Source organism: Pseudomonas aeruginosa, from assembly GCF_001457615.1.
Classification (GTDB): Bacteria; Pseudomonadota; Gammaproteobacteria; order Pseudomonadales; family Pseudomonadaceae; genus Pseudomonas; species Pseudomonas aeruginosa.
In genome coordinates, this window is sequence record NZ_LN831024.1 from 728,236 (window position 1) to 743,025 (window position 14,790).

At 61.7% G+C, this 14,790-nt stretch carries 19 protein-coding genes; 18 read left to right on the plus strand and 1 reads right to left on the minus strand.

Annotation, left to right across the window (positions count from 1 at the left end; genetic code table 11):
• The first annotated feature begins 18 nt into the window (after positions 1 to 18).
• The 17 genes from rplE (at position 19) to bfr (ending at position 10,273) form a co-directional block, all read left to right on the plus strand.
• Positions 19 to 558: a 50S ribosomal protein L5 gene (gene rplE / locus AT700_RS03455; protein ID WP_003093703.1), complete on the plus strand. Its 540-nt coding sequence runs from the start codon at positions 19 to 21 to the stop codon at positions 556 to 558.
• A gap of 13 nt (positions 559 to 571) precedes the next feature.
• Entirely contained in the window at positions 572 to 877 is a 306-nt protein-coding gene (gene rpsN, locus AT700_RS03460; protein WP_003093701.1) for a 30S ribosomal protein S14, read from the plus strand.
• 189 nt (positions 878 to 1,066) lie between these two features.
• Positions 1,067 to 1,459, plus strand: a complete 393-nt coding sequence (rpsH, locus tag AT700_RS03465) for a 30S ribosomal protein S8 (RefSeq protein WP_003093700.1) — start codon at positions 1,067 to 1,069, stop codon at positions 1,457 to 1,459.
• An 11-nt stretch (positions 1,460 to 1,470) separates the two neighbouring features.
• A complete protein-coding gene (gene rplF, locus AT700_RS03470; protein ID WP_003093699.1) occupies positions 1,471 to 2,004 on the plus strand; it encodes a 50S ribosomal protein L6 in 534 nt (177 codons plus the stop codon).
• Positions 2,005 to 2,014: 10 nt separating this feature from the next.
• On the plus strand, positions 2,015 to 2,365 hold the full coding sequence (gene rplR, locus AT700_RS03475; RefSeq protein WP_003093698.1) for a 50S ribosomal protein L18: 351 nt from the start codon (positions 2,015 to 2,017) through the stop codon (positions 2,363 to 2,365).
• 3 nt (positions 2,366 to 2,368) lie between these two features.
• Positions 2,369 to 2,869, plus strand: coding sequence for a 30S ribosomal protein S5 (rpsE, locus tag AT700_RS03480; RefSeq protein WP_003093697.1), 501 nt, complete (start codon positions 2,369 to 2,371; stop codon positions 2,867 to 2,869).
• Between the two features lie 2 nt (positions 2,870 to 2,871).
• Positions 2,872 to 3,048 (plus strand): 50S ribosomal protein L30, encoded by a 177-nt coding sequence (rpmD, locus tag AT700_RS03485; RefSeq protein WP_003093696.1) that lies wholly within the window; start codon positions 2,872 to 2,874, stop codon positions 3,046 to 3,048.
• A 3-nt stretch (positions 3,049 to 3,051) separates the two neighbouring features.
• Positions 3,052 to 3,486 (plus strand): 50S ribosomal protein L15, encoded by a 435-nt coding sequence (gene rplO, locus AT700_RS03490; protein ID WP_003093695.1) that lies wholly within the window; start codon positions 3,052 to 3,054, stop codon positions 3,484 to 3,486.
• Complete coding sequence (secY, locus tag AT700_RS03495; protein ID WP_003093694.1) at positions 3,487 to 4,815, plus strand: preprotein translocase subunit SecY; 1,329 nt, start codon at positions 3,487 to 3,489, stop codon at positions 4,813 to 4,815. It abuts the gene before it with no gap.
• Between the two features lie 28 nt (positions 4,816 to 4,843).
• Positions 4,844 to 4,960, plus strand: a complete 117-nt coding sequence (gene rpmJ, locus AT700_RS03500) for a 50S ribosomal protein L36 (protein WP_003093693.1) — start codon at positions 4,844 to 4,846, stop codon at positions 4,958 to 4,960.
• A 130-nt stretch (positions 4,961 to 5,090) separates the two neighbouring features.
• Positions 5,091 to 5,447 (plus strand): 30S ribosomal protein S13, encoded by a 357-nt coding sequence (rpsM, locus tag AT700_RS03505; protein ID WP_003093692.1) that lies wholly within the window; start codon positions 5,091 to 5,093, stop codon positions 5,445 to 5,447.
• A gap of 18 nt (positions 5,448 to 5,465) precedes the next feature.
• Positions 5,466 to 5,855 (plus strand): 30S ribosomal protein S11, encoded by a 390-nt coding sequence (rpsK, locus tag AT700_RS03510; RefSeq protein WP_003093689.1) that lies wholly within the window; start codon positions 5,466 to 5,468, stop codon positions 5,853 to 5,855.
• Between the two features lie 16 nt (positions 5,856 to 5,871).
• Positions 5,872 to 6,492, plus strand: coding sequence for a 30S ribosomal protein S4 (rpsD, locus tag AT700_RS03515; RefSeq protein WP_003093678.1), 621 nt, complete (start codon positions 5,872 to 5,874; stop codon positions 6,490 to 6,492).
• Positions 6,493 to 6,514: 22 nt separating this feature from the next.
• Positions 6,515 to 7,516, plus strand: a complete 1,002-nt coding sequence (locus tag AT700_RS03520) for a DNA-directed RNA polymerase subunit alpha (protein WP_003093675.1) — start codon at positions 6,515 to 6,517, stop codon at positions 7,514 to 7,516.
• 43 nt (positions 7,517 to 7,559) lie between these two features.
• Positions 7,560 to 7,949, plus strand: coding sequence for a 50S ribosomal protein L17 (rplQ, locus tag AT700_RS03525; protein ID WP_003093672.1), 390 nt, complete (start codon positions 7,560 to 7,562; stop codon positions 7,947 to 7,949).
• A gap of 281 nt (positions 7,950 to 8,230) precedes the next feature.
• Positions 8,231 to 9,679 carry a catalase KatA gene (gene katA / locus AT700_RS03530; protein ID WP_003103909.1) on the plus strand — a complete coding sequence of 483 codons (1,449 nt, stop codon included), beginning with the start codon at positions 8,231 to 8,233 and terminating at the stop codon, positions 9,677 to 9,679.
• A gap of 129 nt (positions 9,680 to 9,808) precedes the next feature.
• Positions 9,809 to 10,273 (plus strand): bacterioferritin, encoded by a 465-nt coding sequence (bfr, locus tag AT700_RS03535; RefSeq protein ID WP_003093668.1) that lies wholly within the window; start codon positions 9,809 to 9,811, stop codon positions 10,271 to 10,273.
• A gap of 71 nt (positions 10,274 to 10,344) precedes the next feature.
• Here bfr and uvrA read toward each other — a convergent pair whose 3' ends face one another.
• Entirely contained in the window at positions 10,345 to 13,182 is a 2,838-nt protein-coding gene (gene uvrA / locus AT700_RS03540) for an excinuclease ABC subunit UvrA (protein ID WP_003093663.1), read from the minus strand.
• A gap of 213 nt (positions 13,183 to 13,395) precedes the next feature.
• On the opposite strand from uvrA, the gene AT700_RS03545 reads away from it, so the two are divergent.
• A complete protein-coding gene (locus AT700_RS03545; RefSeq protein WP_003103910.1) occupies positions 13,396 to 14,784 on the plus strand; it encodes an MFS transporter in 1,389 nt (462 codons plus the stop codon).
• The last annotated feature ends 6 nt before the right edge of the window (positions 14,785 to 14,790 follow it).

The window sequence follows — 14,790 nt, forward strand, 5'->3', positions numbered from 1 at the left end:
GCTGCTAGGTAGATCACCATGGCACGATTGAAAGAAATTTATCGGAAGGAAATCGCGCCCAAGCTGAAAGAAGAGCTTCAGCTGGCGAACGTGATGGAAGTTCCGCGCGTTACCAAAATCACCCTGAACATGGGTCTTGGCGAGGCGGTCGGTGACAAGAAGATCATCGAGAACGCCGTAGCCGATCTGGAAAAGATCACTGGTCAGAAGCCGGTCGTGACTTACGCTCGTAAGTCCATCGCAGGCTTCAAGATCCGTGAAGGCTGGCCGATCGGCGTCAAGGTCACCCTGCGTAGCGACCGGATGTACGAGTTCCTGGATCGTCTGCTGTCCATCTCCCTGCCGCGCGTGCGTGACTTCCGCGGCCTGAATGCCAAGTCCTTCGATGGTCGCGGCAACTACAGCATGGGCGTGAAAGAGCAGATCATCTTCCCGGAAATCGATTACGACAAGATCGATGCGCTGCGTGGCCTGGACATCACCCTGACCACCACCGCTCGTACGGATGACGAAGGTCGCGCCCTGCTGCGTGCTTTCAAATTCCCGTTCCGTAACTGATTGGAGTAGGAACATGGCTAAAGAGAGCATGAAGAACCGCGAGCTGAAGCGTCAGCTGACGGTAGCCAAGTACGCCAAGAAGCGTGCCGAGCTGAAAGCGATCATCGCTAATCCGAACTCCTCTGCGGAAGAGCGTTGGAATGCCCAGGTCGCCCTGCAGAAGCAACCGCGTGACGCCAGCGCCAGCCGCCTGCGTAACCGTTGCCGCCTGACCGGTCGTCCGCACGGCTTCTACCGCAAGTTCGGCCTGAGCCGTAACAAGCTGCGCGAAGCCGCCATGCGCGGCGACGTACCGGGTCTGGTGAAAGCCAGCTGGTAATCGCAGCGAACGGTGTCGCCAGTCGGCACCGTTGATCGCGACATCGAATCAAGCCCCTCATGGGGCTTGATTCGTTTTGGCGTGATCTCTAGAATACCCGGCTCCCCTGAGCCTGGGTTTGTTTCGCCTGGCGTTTATGGGCGAATTGAAGTTGAAGGCTTATTCTTTTGTATCAGGAGCGTTAAGCCCATGAGTATGCAGGACCCGTTAGCAGACATGCTAACTCGCATCCGTAATGCCCAGATGGCTGAAAAGACCGTCGTAAGCATGCCGTCCTCGAAACTGAAAGCGGCGGTAGCCAAAGTCCTGAAGGACGAAGGCTATATTGCGGATTTCCAGATCAGCTCGGAAGTAAAACCCCAGCTGTCCATCGAACTGAAGTACTTCGAAGGCAAGCCTGTCATCGAAGAGGTCAAGCGCATCAGCCGTCCTGGCCTGCGTCAGTACAAATCCGTTGAGCAACTGCCGAAAGTTCGTGGCGGCCTCGGTGTGTCGATCGTCTCCACCAACAAAGGTGTGATGACCGATCGTGCTGCCCGTGCTGCTGGTGTTGGCGGCGAAGTGCTCTGCACTGTGTTCTAAGGGGAATCAGCATGTCTCGCGTTGCTAAGAACCCCGTCAAGCTGCCTGCCGGCGTTGAAATCAAACTGGCTGGTCAGCAACTGTCCATCAAGGGCGCCAAAGGTGCTCTGGAGCTCAAGGTCCATCCTTCGGTCGAAGTGATCCAGGACAGCGGTGAGCTGCGTTTTGCTGCGCGTAACGGCGACCAGCAGACTCGCGCCATGGCTGGTACCACCCGTGCTCTGGTGAACAACATGGTAGTCGGCGTCAGCCAGGGCTTCGAGCGCAAGCTCCAGCTGGTCGGCGTTGGTTACAAAGCGCAGGCCAAGGGCCAAGTGCTGTCCCTGTCCCTCGGCTTCTCCCATCCGGTTGATTACGAACTGCCGGCCGGCATCGTCGCTGAGACCCCCAGCCAGACCGATATCCTGATCAAGGGTATCGACAAGCAGCTGGTCGGTCAGGTTGCTGCCGAAATTCGCGACTTCCGTCCGCCGGAGCCTTACAAAGGCAAGGGCGTGCGTTACGCCGACGAAGTCGTCCGTCGTAAAGAAGCCAAGAAGAAGTAGGGCATAGCAAATGAGCGTCAAGAAAGAAACCCGTCTGCGTCGCGCTCGCAAGGCACGCCTGAAGATGCGCGAGCTGGAAACCGTACGCCTCTGCGTGTACCGCTCTTCCCAGCACATTTACGCCCAGGTCATTGCGGCCGACGGCGGCAAGGTCCTGGCCAGCGCCTCGACCCTGGACAAAGACCTGCGCGAAGGTGCCACCGGCAACATCGATGCAGCCAAGAAAGTTGGTCAACTGGTCGCCGAGCGCGCCAAAGCGGCCGGCGTCACCCAGGTGGCGTTCGATCGTTCTGGCTTCAAGTACCACGGCCGTGTGAAAGCGCTGGCTGATGCCGCTCGTGAAGGCGGACTGGAGTTCTAAGTTATGGCAAACAACGAGCAAAAGCGCGACGAAGGCTACATCGAGAAGCTGGTTCAGGTTAACCGCGTCGCCAAAACCGTAAAAGGTGGCCGTATCTTCGCTTTCACCGCACTGACCGTGGTGGGTGATGGCAAGGGTCGCGTTGGTTTCGGTCGTGGCAAGGCGCGTGAAGTGCCGGCCGCCATCCAGAAAGCAATGGAAGCCGCTCGCCGCAACATGATCCAAGTCGATCTGAACGGCACCACCCTGCAGTATCCGACCAAGTCCGCCCATGGCGCCTCCAAGGTGTACATGCAGCCGGCTTCGGAAGGTACCGGCATCATCGCCGGCGGCGCCATGCGTGCCGTTCTGGAAGTGGCTGGTGTGCAGAACGTCCTGGCCAAGTGCTATGGCTCCACCAATCCGGTGAACGTGGTTTATGCCACCTTCAAGGGCCTGAAGAACATGCAGGCTCCGGAAGCAGTAGCGGCCAAGCGTGGCAAGAGCGTCGAGGAGATTCTCTAACCATGGCAACTGTCAAAGTCACTCTGGTCAAGAGCCTGAACGGCCGTCTGGCCAACCACAAGGCTTGCGTCAAGGGTCTCGGCCTGCGTCGCATCAATCATACCGTCGAAGTTCAGGACACTCCTGAGAACCGCGGCATGATCAACAAGGCCTACTACCTGCTGCGTGTGGAGGGTTAATCCATGCAACTGAACGATCTGCGTTCCGCGCCGGGTGCCCGTCGCGAAAAGCACCGTCCGGGCCGTGGCATCGGTAGCGGTCTGGGCAAGACCGGTGGCCGTGGTCACAAAGGTCTGACCTCCCGCTCCGGTGGCAAGGTCGCTCCGGGCTTCGAGGGTGGTCAACAGCCTCTGCACCGTCGCCTGCCGAAGTTCGGCTTCGTTTCCCTGAAGGCCATGGATCGTGCTGAAGTACGCACCTCCGAGCTGGCCAAGGTCGAAGGCGACGTCGTCAGCCTGCAGACCCTGAAGGATGCCAACCTGATCAACCAGCACGTACAGCGCGTCAAAGTCATGCTGTCCGGCGAAGTTGGTCGTGCGGTCACCCTGAAAGGTATCGCCGCCACCAAGGGTGCGCGTGCGGCTATCGAAGCAGCTGGCGGTAAATTCGAGGACTAAATGGCTAAGCAAGGTGCTCTCTCTGCGCTAAGCAACGGCGGTCTGTCCGAGCTCTGGGCACGTCTGCGTTTCCTATTCCTGGCGATCATCGTCTATCGGATCGGCGCGCACATCCCAGTTCCGGGCATCAACCCCGATCGCTTGGCGGCACTGTTCCGGCAGAACGAGGGGACCATTCTTAGCCTCTTCAACATGTTTTCCGGCGGCGCGCTGGAGCGCATGAGTATCTTTGCACTGGGGATCATGCCGTACATCTCGGCATCGATCATCATGCAGCTCATGACCGCTATCAGCCCGCAGCTGGAGCAGTTGAAGAAAGAGGGTGAGTCTGGGCGTCGCAAGATCAGCCAGTACACCCGCTACGGTACTGTAGTCCTGGCACTGGTCCAGGCCATCGGCATGTCCGTTGGCCTGGGCAGCCAGGGCGTAGCCTTCTCCAACGACTTCGGCTTCTACTTCGTGGCTGTCACCACCTTCGTGGCTGGTGCCATGTTCATGATGTGGCTGGGCGAGCAGATCACCGAGCGCGGTGTCGGCAACGGCATCTCGATGTTGATCTTCGCTGGTATCGTTGCAGGCCTGCCGCGCGCCATCGGTCAGTCTTTCGAGTCTGCCCGTCAAGGTGACATCAACATCTTCGCCCTGATCGGCGTCGGCCTGCTGGCCGTGGCGATCATCGCGTTCGTGGTGTTCATCGAGCGTGGCCAGCGTCGCATCGCGGTGCATTACGCCAAGCGCCAGCAAGGCCGCAAGGTGTTTGCAGCGCAGACCAGCCATCTGCCGTTGAAGGTGAACATGGCGGGTGTGATTCCCGCGATTTTCGCCAGCAGTATCCTGCTGTTCCCGGCGTCCCTGGGCTCCTGGTTCGGTCAGTCGGAAGGCTTGGGTTGGTTGCAGGACGTCGCGCAAGCGATCGCTCCGGGGCAGCCGCTGAACATCTTGCTGTTCACTGCAGGGATCGTTTTCTTCTGCTTCTTCTATACAGCGCTGATGTTCAACCCGAAGGACGTGGCGGAGAACCTCAAGAAGTCCGGTGCATTTATTCCGGGCATCCGTCCGGGCGAACAGTCCGCTCGCTACATCGATGGCGTGCTGACCCGTTTGACCATGTTCGGTGCTCTGTACATGACGGCTGTCTGCCTGCTGCCCCAGTTCCTGGTGGTTGCGGCGCACGTGCCGTTCTATCTTGGCGGGACCTCGCTGTTGATCGTGGTCGTGGTTGTCATGGACTTTATGGCCCAGGTGCAATCTCACCTCGTTTCTCACCAGTATGAATCCCTGATGAAGAAAGCCAACCTGAAGGGCTACGGCAGCGGCATGCTGCGCTGATAGACCCGTAAGGTTCGAGGAGTTGGTGATGAAAGTTCGTGCATCGGTCAAGAAGCTGTGCCGTAACTGCAAAATCATCCGTCGCGATGGCATCGTGCGGGTGATCTGCAGCGCGGAACCGCGTCACAAGCAGCGCCAAGGCTGATTGTGATCCACGCGTGATAACCCGGCAGCTAGTGTGCTGCCGGGTTGATTATTTGCTATTACAGCGCTAATATCCGCGCCCTTTCTTGGCTTCCTGGGCGCAGGGTAGCTGTCAATTGGAGTTTTTCTGAATGGCCCGTATTGCAGGCGTCAACATTCCGGATAACAAGCACACTGTTATCTCGCTGACCTACATCTATGGTGTTGGTCGCACTACTGCTCAGAGCATCTGCGCAGCCACCGGCGTAAACCCGGCTGCCAAGATCAAGGACCTGAGCGACGAGCAGATCGATCAGCTGCGTAACGAAGTCGCGAAGATCACCACCGAAGGTGACCTGCGTCGCGAAATCAACATGAACATCAAGCGTCTGATGGACCTCGGTTGCTACCGCGGTCTGCGTCATCGTCGCGGTCTGCCGGTTCGCGGTCAGCGTACCAAGACCAACGCGCGTACCCGCAAGGGCCCGCGTAAGCCGATCCGCAAGTAATCGCGTAGGAATCTAGTCATGGCAAAACCTGCTGCTCGTCCCCGTAAGAAAGTCAAAAAGACAGTGGTCGATGGGATCGCCCACATCCACGCGTCTTTCAACAACACCATCGTGACCATCACCGACCGTCAGGGCAACGCACTGTCCTGGGCGACCTCCGGTGGTTCCGGTTTCCGCGGCTCGCGTAAGAGCACCCCGTTCGCTGCCCAGGTAGCGGCCGAGCGTGCCGGCCAGGCTGCCCTGGAATACGGTCTGAAGAACCTGGACGTCAACGTCAAGGGCCCGGGCCCGGGCCGCGAGTCCGCCGTTCGCGCTCTGAATGCTTGCGGCTACAAGATCGCCAGCATCACCGACGTAACCCCGATCCCGCATAACGGCTGCCGTCCGCCGAAAAAGCGTCGCGTGTAATAGGAGACAGTGAGAAATGGCTCGTTACATTGGTCCCAAGTGCAAACTGTCTCGCCGTGAAGGCACCGACCTGTTCCTGAAGAGCGGCGCCCGCGCCCTCGACTCGAAGTGCAAGGCTGAAAACGTTCCTGGCCAGCATGGCCAGCGTCGTGGCCGTCTGTCCGACTACGGTCTGCAGCTGCGTGAAAAGCAGAAAGTACGTCGCATCTACGGCGTGCTGGAGCGTCAGTTCCGCGGTTACTACCAGGAAGCTTCCCGTCGCAAGGGTTCTACCGGTGAGAACCTGCTGCAACTGCTCGAGTGCCGCCTGGACAACGTCGTATACCGCATGGGCTTCGGTTCCACTCGTTCGGAATCCCGCCAGCTGGTATCCCACAAGGCCATCACCGTCAACGGTCAGACCGTCAACATCCCTTCCTACCAAGTGAAGGCCGGTGACGTCGTAGCTGTTCGCGAAAAATCGAAGAACCAGCTGCGTATCGCTCAGGCTCTGGAACTCTGTGGCCAGCGCGGTCGCGTCGAGTGGGTCGAAGTCGACCTCGACAAGAAGGCTGGTACCTTCAAGAGTGCTCCGGCTCGCAGCGACCTGTCCGCTGATATCAACGAAAACCTGATTGTCGAGCTCTACTCCAAGTAAGGGCTAGAAAATAGGTGCATCCATGCAGAGTTCGGTAAATGAGTTCCTGACCCCCCGCCACATCGATGTGCAGGTGGTCAGTCAAACCCGCGCCAAGATCACGCTCGAGCCTCTCGAGCGTGGTTTTGGTCACACCCTGGGCAACGCGCTGCGTCGCATCCTGTTGTCCTCCATGCCTGGCTGCGCAGTGGTCGAGGCCGAGATCGACGGCGTACTCCACGAGTACTCGGCGATCGAAGGTGTGCAGGAAGATGTAATCGAGATCCTGCTGAACCTGAAAGGTCTGGCCATCAAGCTGCACGGTCGTGATGAAGTGACGCTGACCCTGGCTAAGAAGGGCTCGGGTGTTGTGACTGCTGCCGATATTCAGCTGGATCACGATGTTGAGATCATCAACGGTGACCACGTTATCGCCAACCTGGCAGACAACGGCGCGCTGAACATGAAGCTGAAGGTAGCTCGTGGCCGTGGCTACGAGCCTGCCGACGCACGTCAGAGCGATGAAGACGAAAGCCGCAGCATCGGCCGTCTGCAGCTCGACGCATCGTTCAGCCCGGTCCGTCGTGTCTCCTACGTGGTGGAAAACGCCCGTGTCGAGCAGCGCACCAACCTGGACAAACTGGTCCTGGACCTGGAAACCAACGGCACTCTGGATCCCGAAGAGGCTATCCGTCGCGCCGCTACCATCCTGCAACAGCAGCTGGCAGCGTTCGTGGACCTCAAGGGCGACAGCGAACCCGTCGTTGAAGAGCAGGAAGACGAGATCGATCCGATCCTCCTGCGCCCGGTCGATGACCTGGAACTGACCGTACGTTCGGCCAACTGCCTGAAGGCGGAAAACATCTACTACATCGGTGACCTGATCCAGCGCACCGAAGTGGAGCTGTTGAAAACGCCGAACCTGGGCAAGAAGTCCCTGACCGAAATCAAGGACGTTCTGGCTTCCCGTGGTCTGTCCCTCGGTATGCGCCTCGATAACTGGCCGCCGGCAAGTCTTAAGAAAGACGACAAGGCCACTGCCTGATCGTCGTAACTACCGAACGTAAAGTTTGGAAAGGAATTGAACCATGCGCCATCGTAAAAGTGGTCGTCACCTGAGCCGCACCAGCGCGCACCGCAAGGCTATGTTCCAGAACATGGCGGTGTCGCTGTTCGAACACGAACTGATCAAAACCACCCTGCCCAAGGCCAAGGAACTGCGTCGCGTTGCCGAGCCGCTGATCACCCTGGCCAAGGAAGACAGCGTCGCCAACCGTCGCCTGGCTTTCGACCGTACCCGTTCGAAAGCTGCCGTTGGCAAGCTGTTCAACGACCTGGGCAAGCGCTACGCCAACCGTCCGGGCGGCTACCTGCGCATCCTGAAGTGCGGTTTCCGCGCTGGCGACAACGCCCCCATGGCGTACGTCGAGCTGGTTGATCGTCCTGTCGGCGGTGAAGTCGTAGAAGCTGCCGAATAAGGCATCTGCTGCACAAGAAACCGGGCCCAGGCCCGGTTTTTTTATTACCTGCCTTAAAGTTTTTATCTATCGGCTCGCTGTCTTTAATAAATTGGATTGTGGGAGGGCTGTCATTCATCCTTAACCTGCTTTTACGAAAAGCTACGTTCGGATAAGCGAGATCAATGCAAAGGGCGCTTGGTTCAGCCGACAGGTTGTCCTCCGCCAATCCCTGGTCCACGCTGATGATTTCCGTGTAGCCGCTTCGCTTCATAGCACGTTAGCCGTTGAGGAGAGAGTAAATGGAAGAGAAGACCCGCCTGACCACTGCCGCTGGCGCACCGGTGGTCGATAACCAGAACGTGCAGACCGCCGGTCCGCGGGGCCCGATGTTGCTGCAGGACGTGTGGTTCCTCGAGAAGCTCGCCCACTTCGATCGCGAAGTGATCCCCGAGCGACGCATGCATGCGAAAGGCTCCGCGGCCTACGGCACCTTCACCGTCACCCATGACATCACCCCCTACACCCGGGCGAAGATCTTCTCCCAGGTCGGCAAGAAGACCGATATGTTCCTGCGCTTCTCCACCGTCGCCGGTGAGCGTGGCGCGGCGGATGCCGAGCGAGACATCCGCGGCTTCTCCATGCGTTTCTACACCGAGCAGGGCAACTGGGACCTGGTCGGCAACAACACCCCGGTGTTCTATCTGCGCGACCCGCTCAAGTTCCCCGATCTCAACCACGTGGTGAAGCGTGACCCGCGCACCAACCTGCGCAATGCGACCTTCAAGTGGGACTTTTTCTCTCACCTCCCCGAGTCGCTGCATCAGTTGACCATCGACTTCAGCGACCGCGGCCTGCCGAAGAGCTATCGGCACATCCATGGTTTCGGCAGCCATACCTTCAGCTTCATCAATGCGAACAACGAGCGCTTCTGGGTCAAGTTCCACTTCAAGACCCAACAGGGCATCGAGAACCTGACCAACGCCGAGGCTGCCGAAGTGATCGCCCAGGACCGCGAGAGTTCGCAGCGCGACTTGTACGAGAGCATCGAGAAAGGCGACTTCCCGCGCTGGAAGATGTACGTGCAGATCATGCCCGAGAAGGAAGCGGCCACCTATCGCTACAACCCGTTCGACCTGACCAAGGTCTGGCCCCACGGCGACTACCCGTTGATCGAAGTGGGCTTCTTCGAGCTGAACCGTAACCCGGACAACTACTTCGCCGAGGTCGAGCAGGCCGCTTTCACGCCGGCCAACGTGGTGCCCGGTATCGGTTTCTCGCCGGACAAGATGCTCCAGGGCCGTCTGTTCTCCTACGGCGACGCCCATCGCTATCGCCTGGGCGTCAACCACCACCAGATCCCGGTGAACGCCGCGCGTTGCCCGCACCAGGTCTACCACCGCGACGGCGGCATGCGGGTGGACGGCAACAACGCCCATCAGCGCGTCACCTACGAGCCGAACAGCTTCAACCAGTGGCAGGAGCAGCCTGACTTCTCCGAGCCGCCGCTGAGCCTGGAGGGCGCGGCGGACCACTGGAACCACCGGGTGGACGACGACTACTACAGCCAGCCCGCCGCGCTGTTCCATCTGTTCACCGACGAGCAGAAGCAGCGGCTGTTCGCCAACATCGCCGAAGACATCCGCGATGTACCGGAACAGATCCAGCGTCGCCAGATCGGCCTGTTCCTCAAGGTCGACCCGGCCTACGGCAAAGGCGTCGCCGACGCCCTCGGCCTGAAGCTGGACTGATGGCCTGATGAGGCCCCCGGCCCCCTTCCTAGGAAGGGGGCTTTTTTATCTGCATTGGCTTGACCCGGATCAGGCGGAGCCGGGAGCATATGCGGCTAGATTCCTAGTTTTCTCCAGGGAGAGCCCCCGATGCAAGGCCATCCGGAAGTCATCGATTACCTCAACACGCTGCTGACCGGCGAGCTGGCCGCGCGCGACCAGTACTTCATCCACTCGCGCATGTACGAGGACTGGGGCTTCAGCAAGCTCTACGAGCGCCTCAACCACGAGATGGAGGAGGAGACCCAGCACGCCGACGCCCTGCTGCGCCGTATCCTCCTGCTCGAAGGTACGCCGCGCATGCGTCCCGACGATATCCACCCGGGCACCACGGTGCCGGAGATGCTCGAGGCCGACCTCAAGCTCGAGCGCCATGTCCGCGCCGCGCTGGCCAAGGGCATCGCCCTCTGCGAGCAGCACAAGGACTTCGTCAGCCGCGACATCCTCAAGGCCCAGTTGGCCGACACCGAGGAAGACCACGCCTACTGGTTGGAGCAACAGCTTGGCCTGATCGCCAGGATGGGCCTGGAGAACTACCTGCAATCGCAGATCTGACCCTACCCCGCGGATACGAAAAAGCCCCTGCGCCTCACGGTCGCAGGGGCTTTTTCATGAGCGCCCGGCAATCAGGCGCGATCGCGTTCCAGCAGCGGCTTGAGGAAGTGGCCGGTGTGCGACTGGGGCATCTCGGCCACCTGCTCCGGCGTGCCGTTGGCGATGATCTGGCCACCCTTGGAGCCGCCCTCGGGGCCGAGGTCGACCAGCCAGTCGGCGGTCTTGATCACGTCCAGGTTGTGCTCGATCACCACCACGGTGTTGCCGTGGTCGCGCAGGCGGTGGAGCACGTCGAGCAGTTGCTGGATGTCGGCGAAATGCAGGCCGGTGGTCGGTTCGTCGAGGATGTACAGGGTCTTGCCGGTATCGCGCTTGGACAGCTCGCGGGACAGCTTGACCCGCTGCGCCTCGCCGCCCGAGAGGGTGGTCGCGCTCTGGCCCAGCTTGATGTAGGACAGGCCGACGTCCATCAGCGTCTGCAGCTTGCGCGCCAGGGCGGGGACGGCGTCGAAGAACTCGCGGGCTTCCTCGATGGTCATCTCCAGCACCTCGTGGATGCTCTTGCCCTTGTAGCGGATCTCCAGGGTCTCGCGGTTGTAGCGCTTGCCCTTGCAGACATCGCAGGGAACGTAGATATCCGGCAGGAAGTGCATCTCCACCTTGATCACGCCGTCGCCCTGGCAGGCCTCGCAACGGCCGCCCTTGACGTTGAACGAGAAGCGGCCGGGACCGTAGCCGCGCGAGCGGGCCTCCGGCACGCCGGAAAACAGTTCGCGGATCGGCGTGAACAGGCCGGTATAGGTCGCCGGGTTGGAGCGCGGGGTACGACCGATCGGGCTCTGGTCGATGTCGACCACCTTGTCCAGGTGCTGCAGGCCGTCGAACGAGTCGTACGGCGCCACTTCCAGGGTAGTCGCGCCGTTCAGCGCGGTGGCGGTGATCGGGAACAGGGTGTTGTTGATCAGCGTCGACTTGCCGGAGCCCGAGACCCCGGTGATGCAGGTGAACAGGCCGACCGGGATTTCCAGGTTGACGTTCTGCAGGTTGTTGCCGCGGGCACCTTTCAGCTTCAGCAGCTTCTTCTTGTCGCGCGGGGTGCGCTTGGCCGGAACCGCGATTTTCTTGCGCCCGGAAAGGTACTTGCCGGTCAGCGAGTCGGGGTGGTTCATCACCTGGTCGGGCGTACCTTCCGCCACTACCTGGCCGCCGTGCACGCCGGCGCCCGGACCGATGTCGACAACGTAGTCGGCGAGTCGGATCGCGTCCTCGTCGTGCTCGACCACGATCACCGTGTTGCCGAGGTTGCGCAGGTGGGTGAGGGTGCCGAGCAGGCGCTCGTTGTCGCGTTGGTGCAGGCCGATCGAGGGTTCGTCGAGGATGTACATCACTCCCACCAGGCCGGCGCCGATCTGGCTGGCCAGGCGGATGCGCTGGGCTTCGCCGCCGGACAGGGTGTCGGCGCTGCGGTCGAGGGTCAGGTAGTCGAGGCCGACGTTGACCAGGAATTGCAGGCGGTCGCGGATTTCCTTGAGGATCTTCGCCGCGATCTCGCCACGGCGGCCGGTCAGGCTGAGTCCGGCGGCATACTCGCAGGCTTCGCCGACCGGCATCGCGGTGATCGCCGGCAGCGTCCGGTCGCCGACCCACACATGCCGCGCCTCGCGGCGCAGGCGGGTACCGTGGCAATCCGGGCAGGGCTGGGTGCTGAGGAACTTGGCCAGCTCCTCGCGGACCGTGGCCGACTCGGTCTCGCGGTAGCGCCGCTCAAGGTTCGGCAGGATGCCTTCGAAGGGGTGCGAACGCTTGACGATGTCGCCGCGGTCGTTGAGATAGCGGAAGTCGACGTTTTCCCGGCCGGAGCCGTAGAGCACCACCTTCTGGTGTTCGGCGCCGAGTTCGTCGAAGGGTTCTTCCAGGCTGAAGCCGTAATGCTGGGCCAGCGAACCGAGCATCTGGAAGTAATAGACGTTGCGCCGGTCCCAGCCGCGGATCGCGCCCTCGGCCAGGGTCAACTCGCCGTTGACCACCCGGCGCGCGTCGAAGAATTGCTTCACGCCGAGGCCGTCGCAGGTCGGACAGGCGCCGGCCGGGTTGTTGAAGGAGAACAGCTTGGGTTCCAGCTCGCTGATAGAGTGGCCGCAGACCGGGCAGGCGAAGCGCGCCGAGAAGATGATCTCCTCGACATCCTCGTCCTCGTCCATCGGTGCTACCAGGGCGATACCGTCGGCCAGGGACAGGGCGGTCTCGAACGACTCGGCCAGGCGTTGCTGGAGGTCCGCGCGAACCTTGAAGCGGTCCACCACCACATCGATGCTGTGCTTCTTCTGCTTATCCAGCTTCGGCACTTCGTCGAGTTCGTAGAGCTTGCCGTCGACCCGGGCGCGGACGAAGCCCTGCGCGCGCATCTCGTCGAACACCGCCAGGTGCTCGCCCTTGCGCTCGCGGATCACCGGCGCCAGCAGCATCAGCTTGCTGCCTTCCGGCAGGGCCAGGACCTGGTCGACCATCTGGCTGACGGTCTGCGCCTCCAGCGGGATGTCGTGGTCCGGGCAGCGCGGGGTACCGACGCGGGCATAAAGCAGGCGCAGGTAGTCGTAGATCTCGGTGATCGTACCCACGGTGGAGCGTGGGTTGTGGGAAGTGGACTTCTGTTCGATGGAAATCGCCGGCGACAGCCCTTCGATGGTGTCCACGTCCGGCTTCTCCATCATCGACAGGAACTGCCGGGCGTAGGCCGAGAGGGATTCCACGTAGCGCCGCTGGCCTTCCGCATAGAGCGTGTCGAAAGCCAGGGAAGACTTGCCGGAACCGGAAAGACCGGTGATCACGATCAGTTTGTCGCGTGGCAGTGTGAGGTCGACGTTCTTCAGGTTGTGGGTACGCGCCCCACGAATCAGGATCTTATCCACAGCGGCCTCGCATGGCGGGCGAAAACCGCTGATTATACGGCTGGCCGCTAGCGCGCGGCAAAGTGGCGCGCCTGTGCCGCGAGGGGGCGGACTGGTAGAATGCGCGGCATTTTTCCGGCGCGGGCATTGCCCCGGCCGCCCAGGAGCGGGCGGCGGCGCCATCGGCAGGGGCATGAGGCCTTGCCCTGCAGCGGTTTCTTCCATGAGGGTGTTATGCACGACTCACATACTGAGCGGATGAGCGGTACCGAAACGCGAGCGGCCGTCGGGCTGTCACTGGTATTCGCCTTCCGCATGCTCGGCATGTTCATGGTCCTGCCGGTGCTGGCCACCTACGGCCAGGACCTGGCCGGCGCGACCCCGGCGCTGATCGGCCTGGCCATCGGCGCCTATGGCCTGACCCAGGCGATCCTGCAGATTCCCTTCGGGACCATTTCCGACCGCATCGGCCGGCGCCCGGTGATCGTCGTCGGGCTGCTGATCTTCGCCGCCGGCGCGGCCCTCGCGGCCAATGCCGACTCCATCTGGGGGGTGATCGCCGGCCGCGTCCTGCAGGGCGCCGGGGCGATCTCGGCGGCGGTGATGGCGCTGCTCTCCGACCTCACCCGCGAGCAGCACCGGACCAAGGCGATGGCGATGATCGGCATGAGCATCGGCGTCTCCTTCGCCGTGGCCATGGTGCTCGGCCCGGTGCTGACCCATCTGTTCGGCCTGCATGGGCTGTTCTGGTTCACCGCCGGGATGGCGCTGGTCGGCCTGCTGCTGATCCTGTTCTTCGTCCCGCAGCCGGACCACATGACCCAGCACCGCGAATCCAGCGTGGCGCGCCAGGCCCTGCTGCCGACCCTGAAGCACGGCGACCTGCTGCGCCTGGACGCCGGCATCCTGATCCTCCACGCCATCCTCATGGCCAGCTTCGTCGCCTTGCCGCTGGCACTGGTGCACGAGGGGGGCCTGCCCAAGGAGCAGCACTGGTGGGTCTACCTGACCGCGCTGCTGGTCGGTTTCTTCGGCATGGTGCCGTTCATCATCTACGCCGAGAAGAAGCGTCGCATGAAGCGCGTGCTGACCGGCGCGGTGGCGACCCTGCTGGCCTGCGAACTGTTCTTCCTGGTCTTCGGTCACAGCCTGGCCATGCTGGTGGTCGGCACGGTGGTGTTCTTCACTGCCTTCAACCTGCTCGAAGCCTCGCTGCCGTCGCTGGTCAGCAAGGTCTCGCCGGCCGGCGGCAAGGGCACGGCGATGGGGGTGTATTCCACCAGCCAGTTCCTCGGCGCGGCGCTGGGCGGCATCCTCGGCGGCTGGATGTTCCAGCACGGCGGGCTGAGCATGGTGTTCATCGGATGCGCGGTGCTCGCTGCCCTCTGGCTGGCGATTGCTGTTACCATGCGCGAACCGCCTTATGTGACCAGCATTCGCCTGCCGCTCGCGCCCGCCGCGCTGCAGGACGCGGTGCTGGTCCAGCGATTCAGGGCGTTGCCCGGTGTGGCAGACGCCGTGGTGGTGGCCGAGGAGGCCGCCGCCTATGTCAAAGTGGATACCCAACAAGTGGATCGCACCGCCCTCGAGCGCCTGGCCCAGGCCGCGCCGGGCGGATGCTGAACCTTA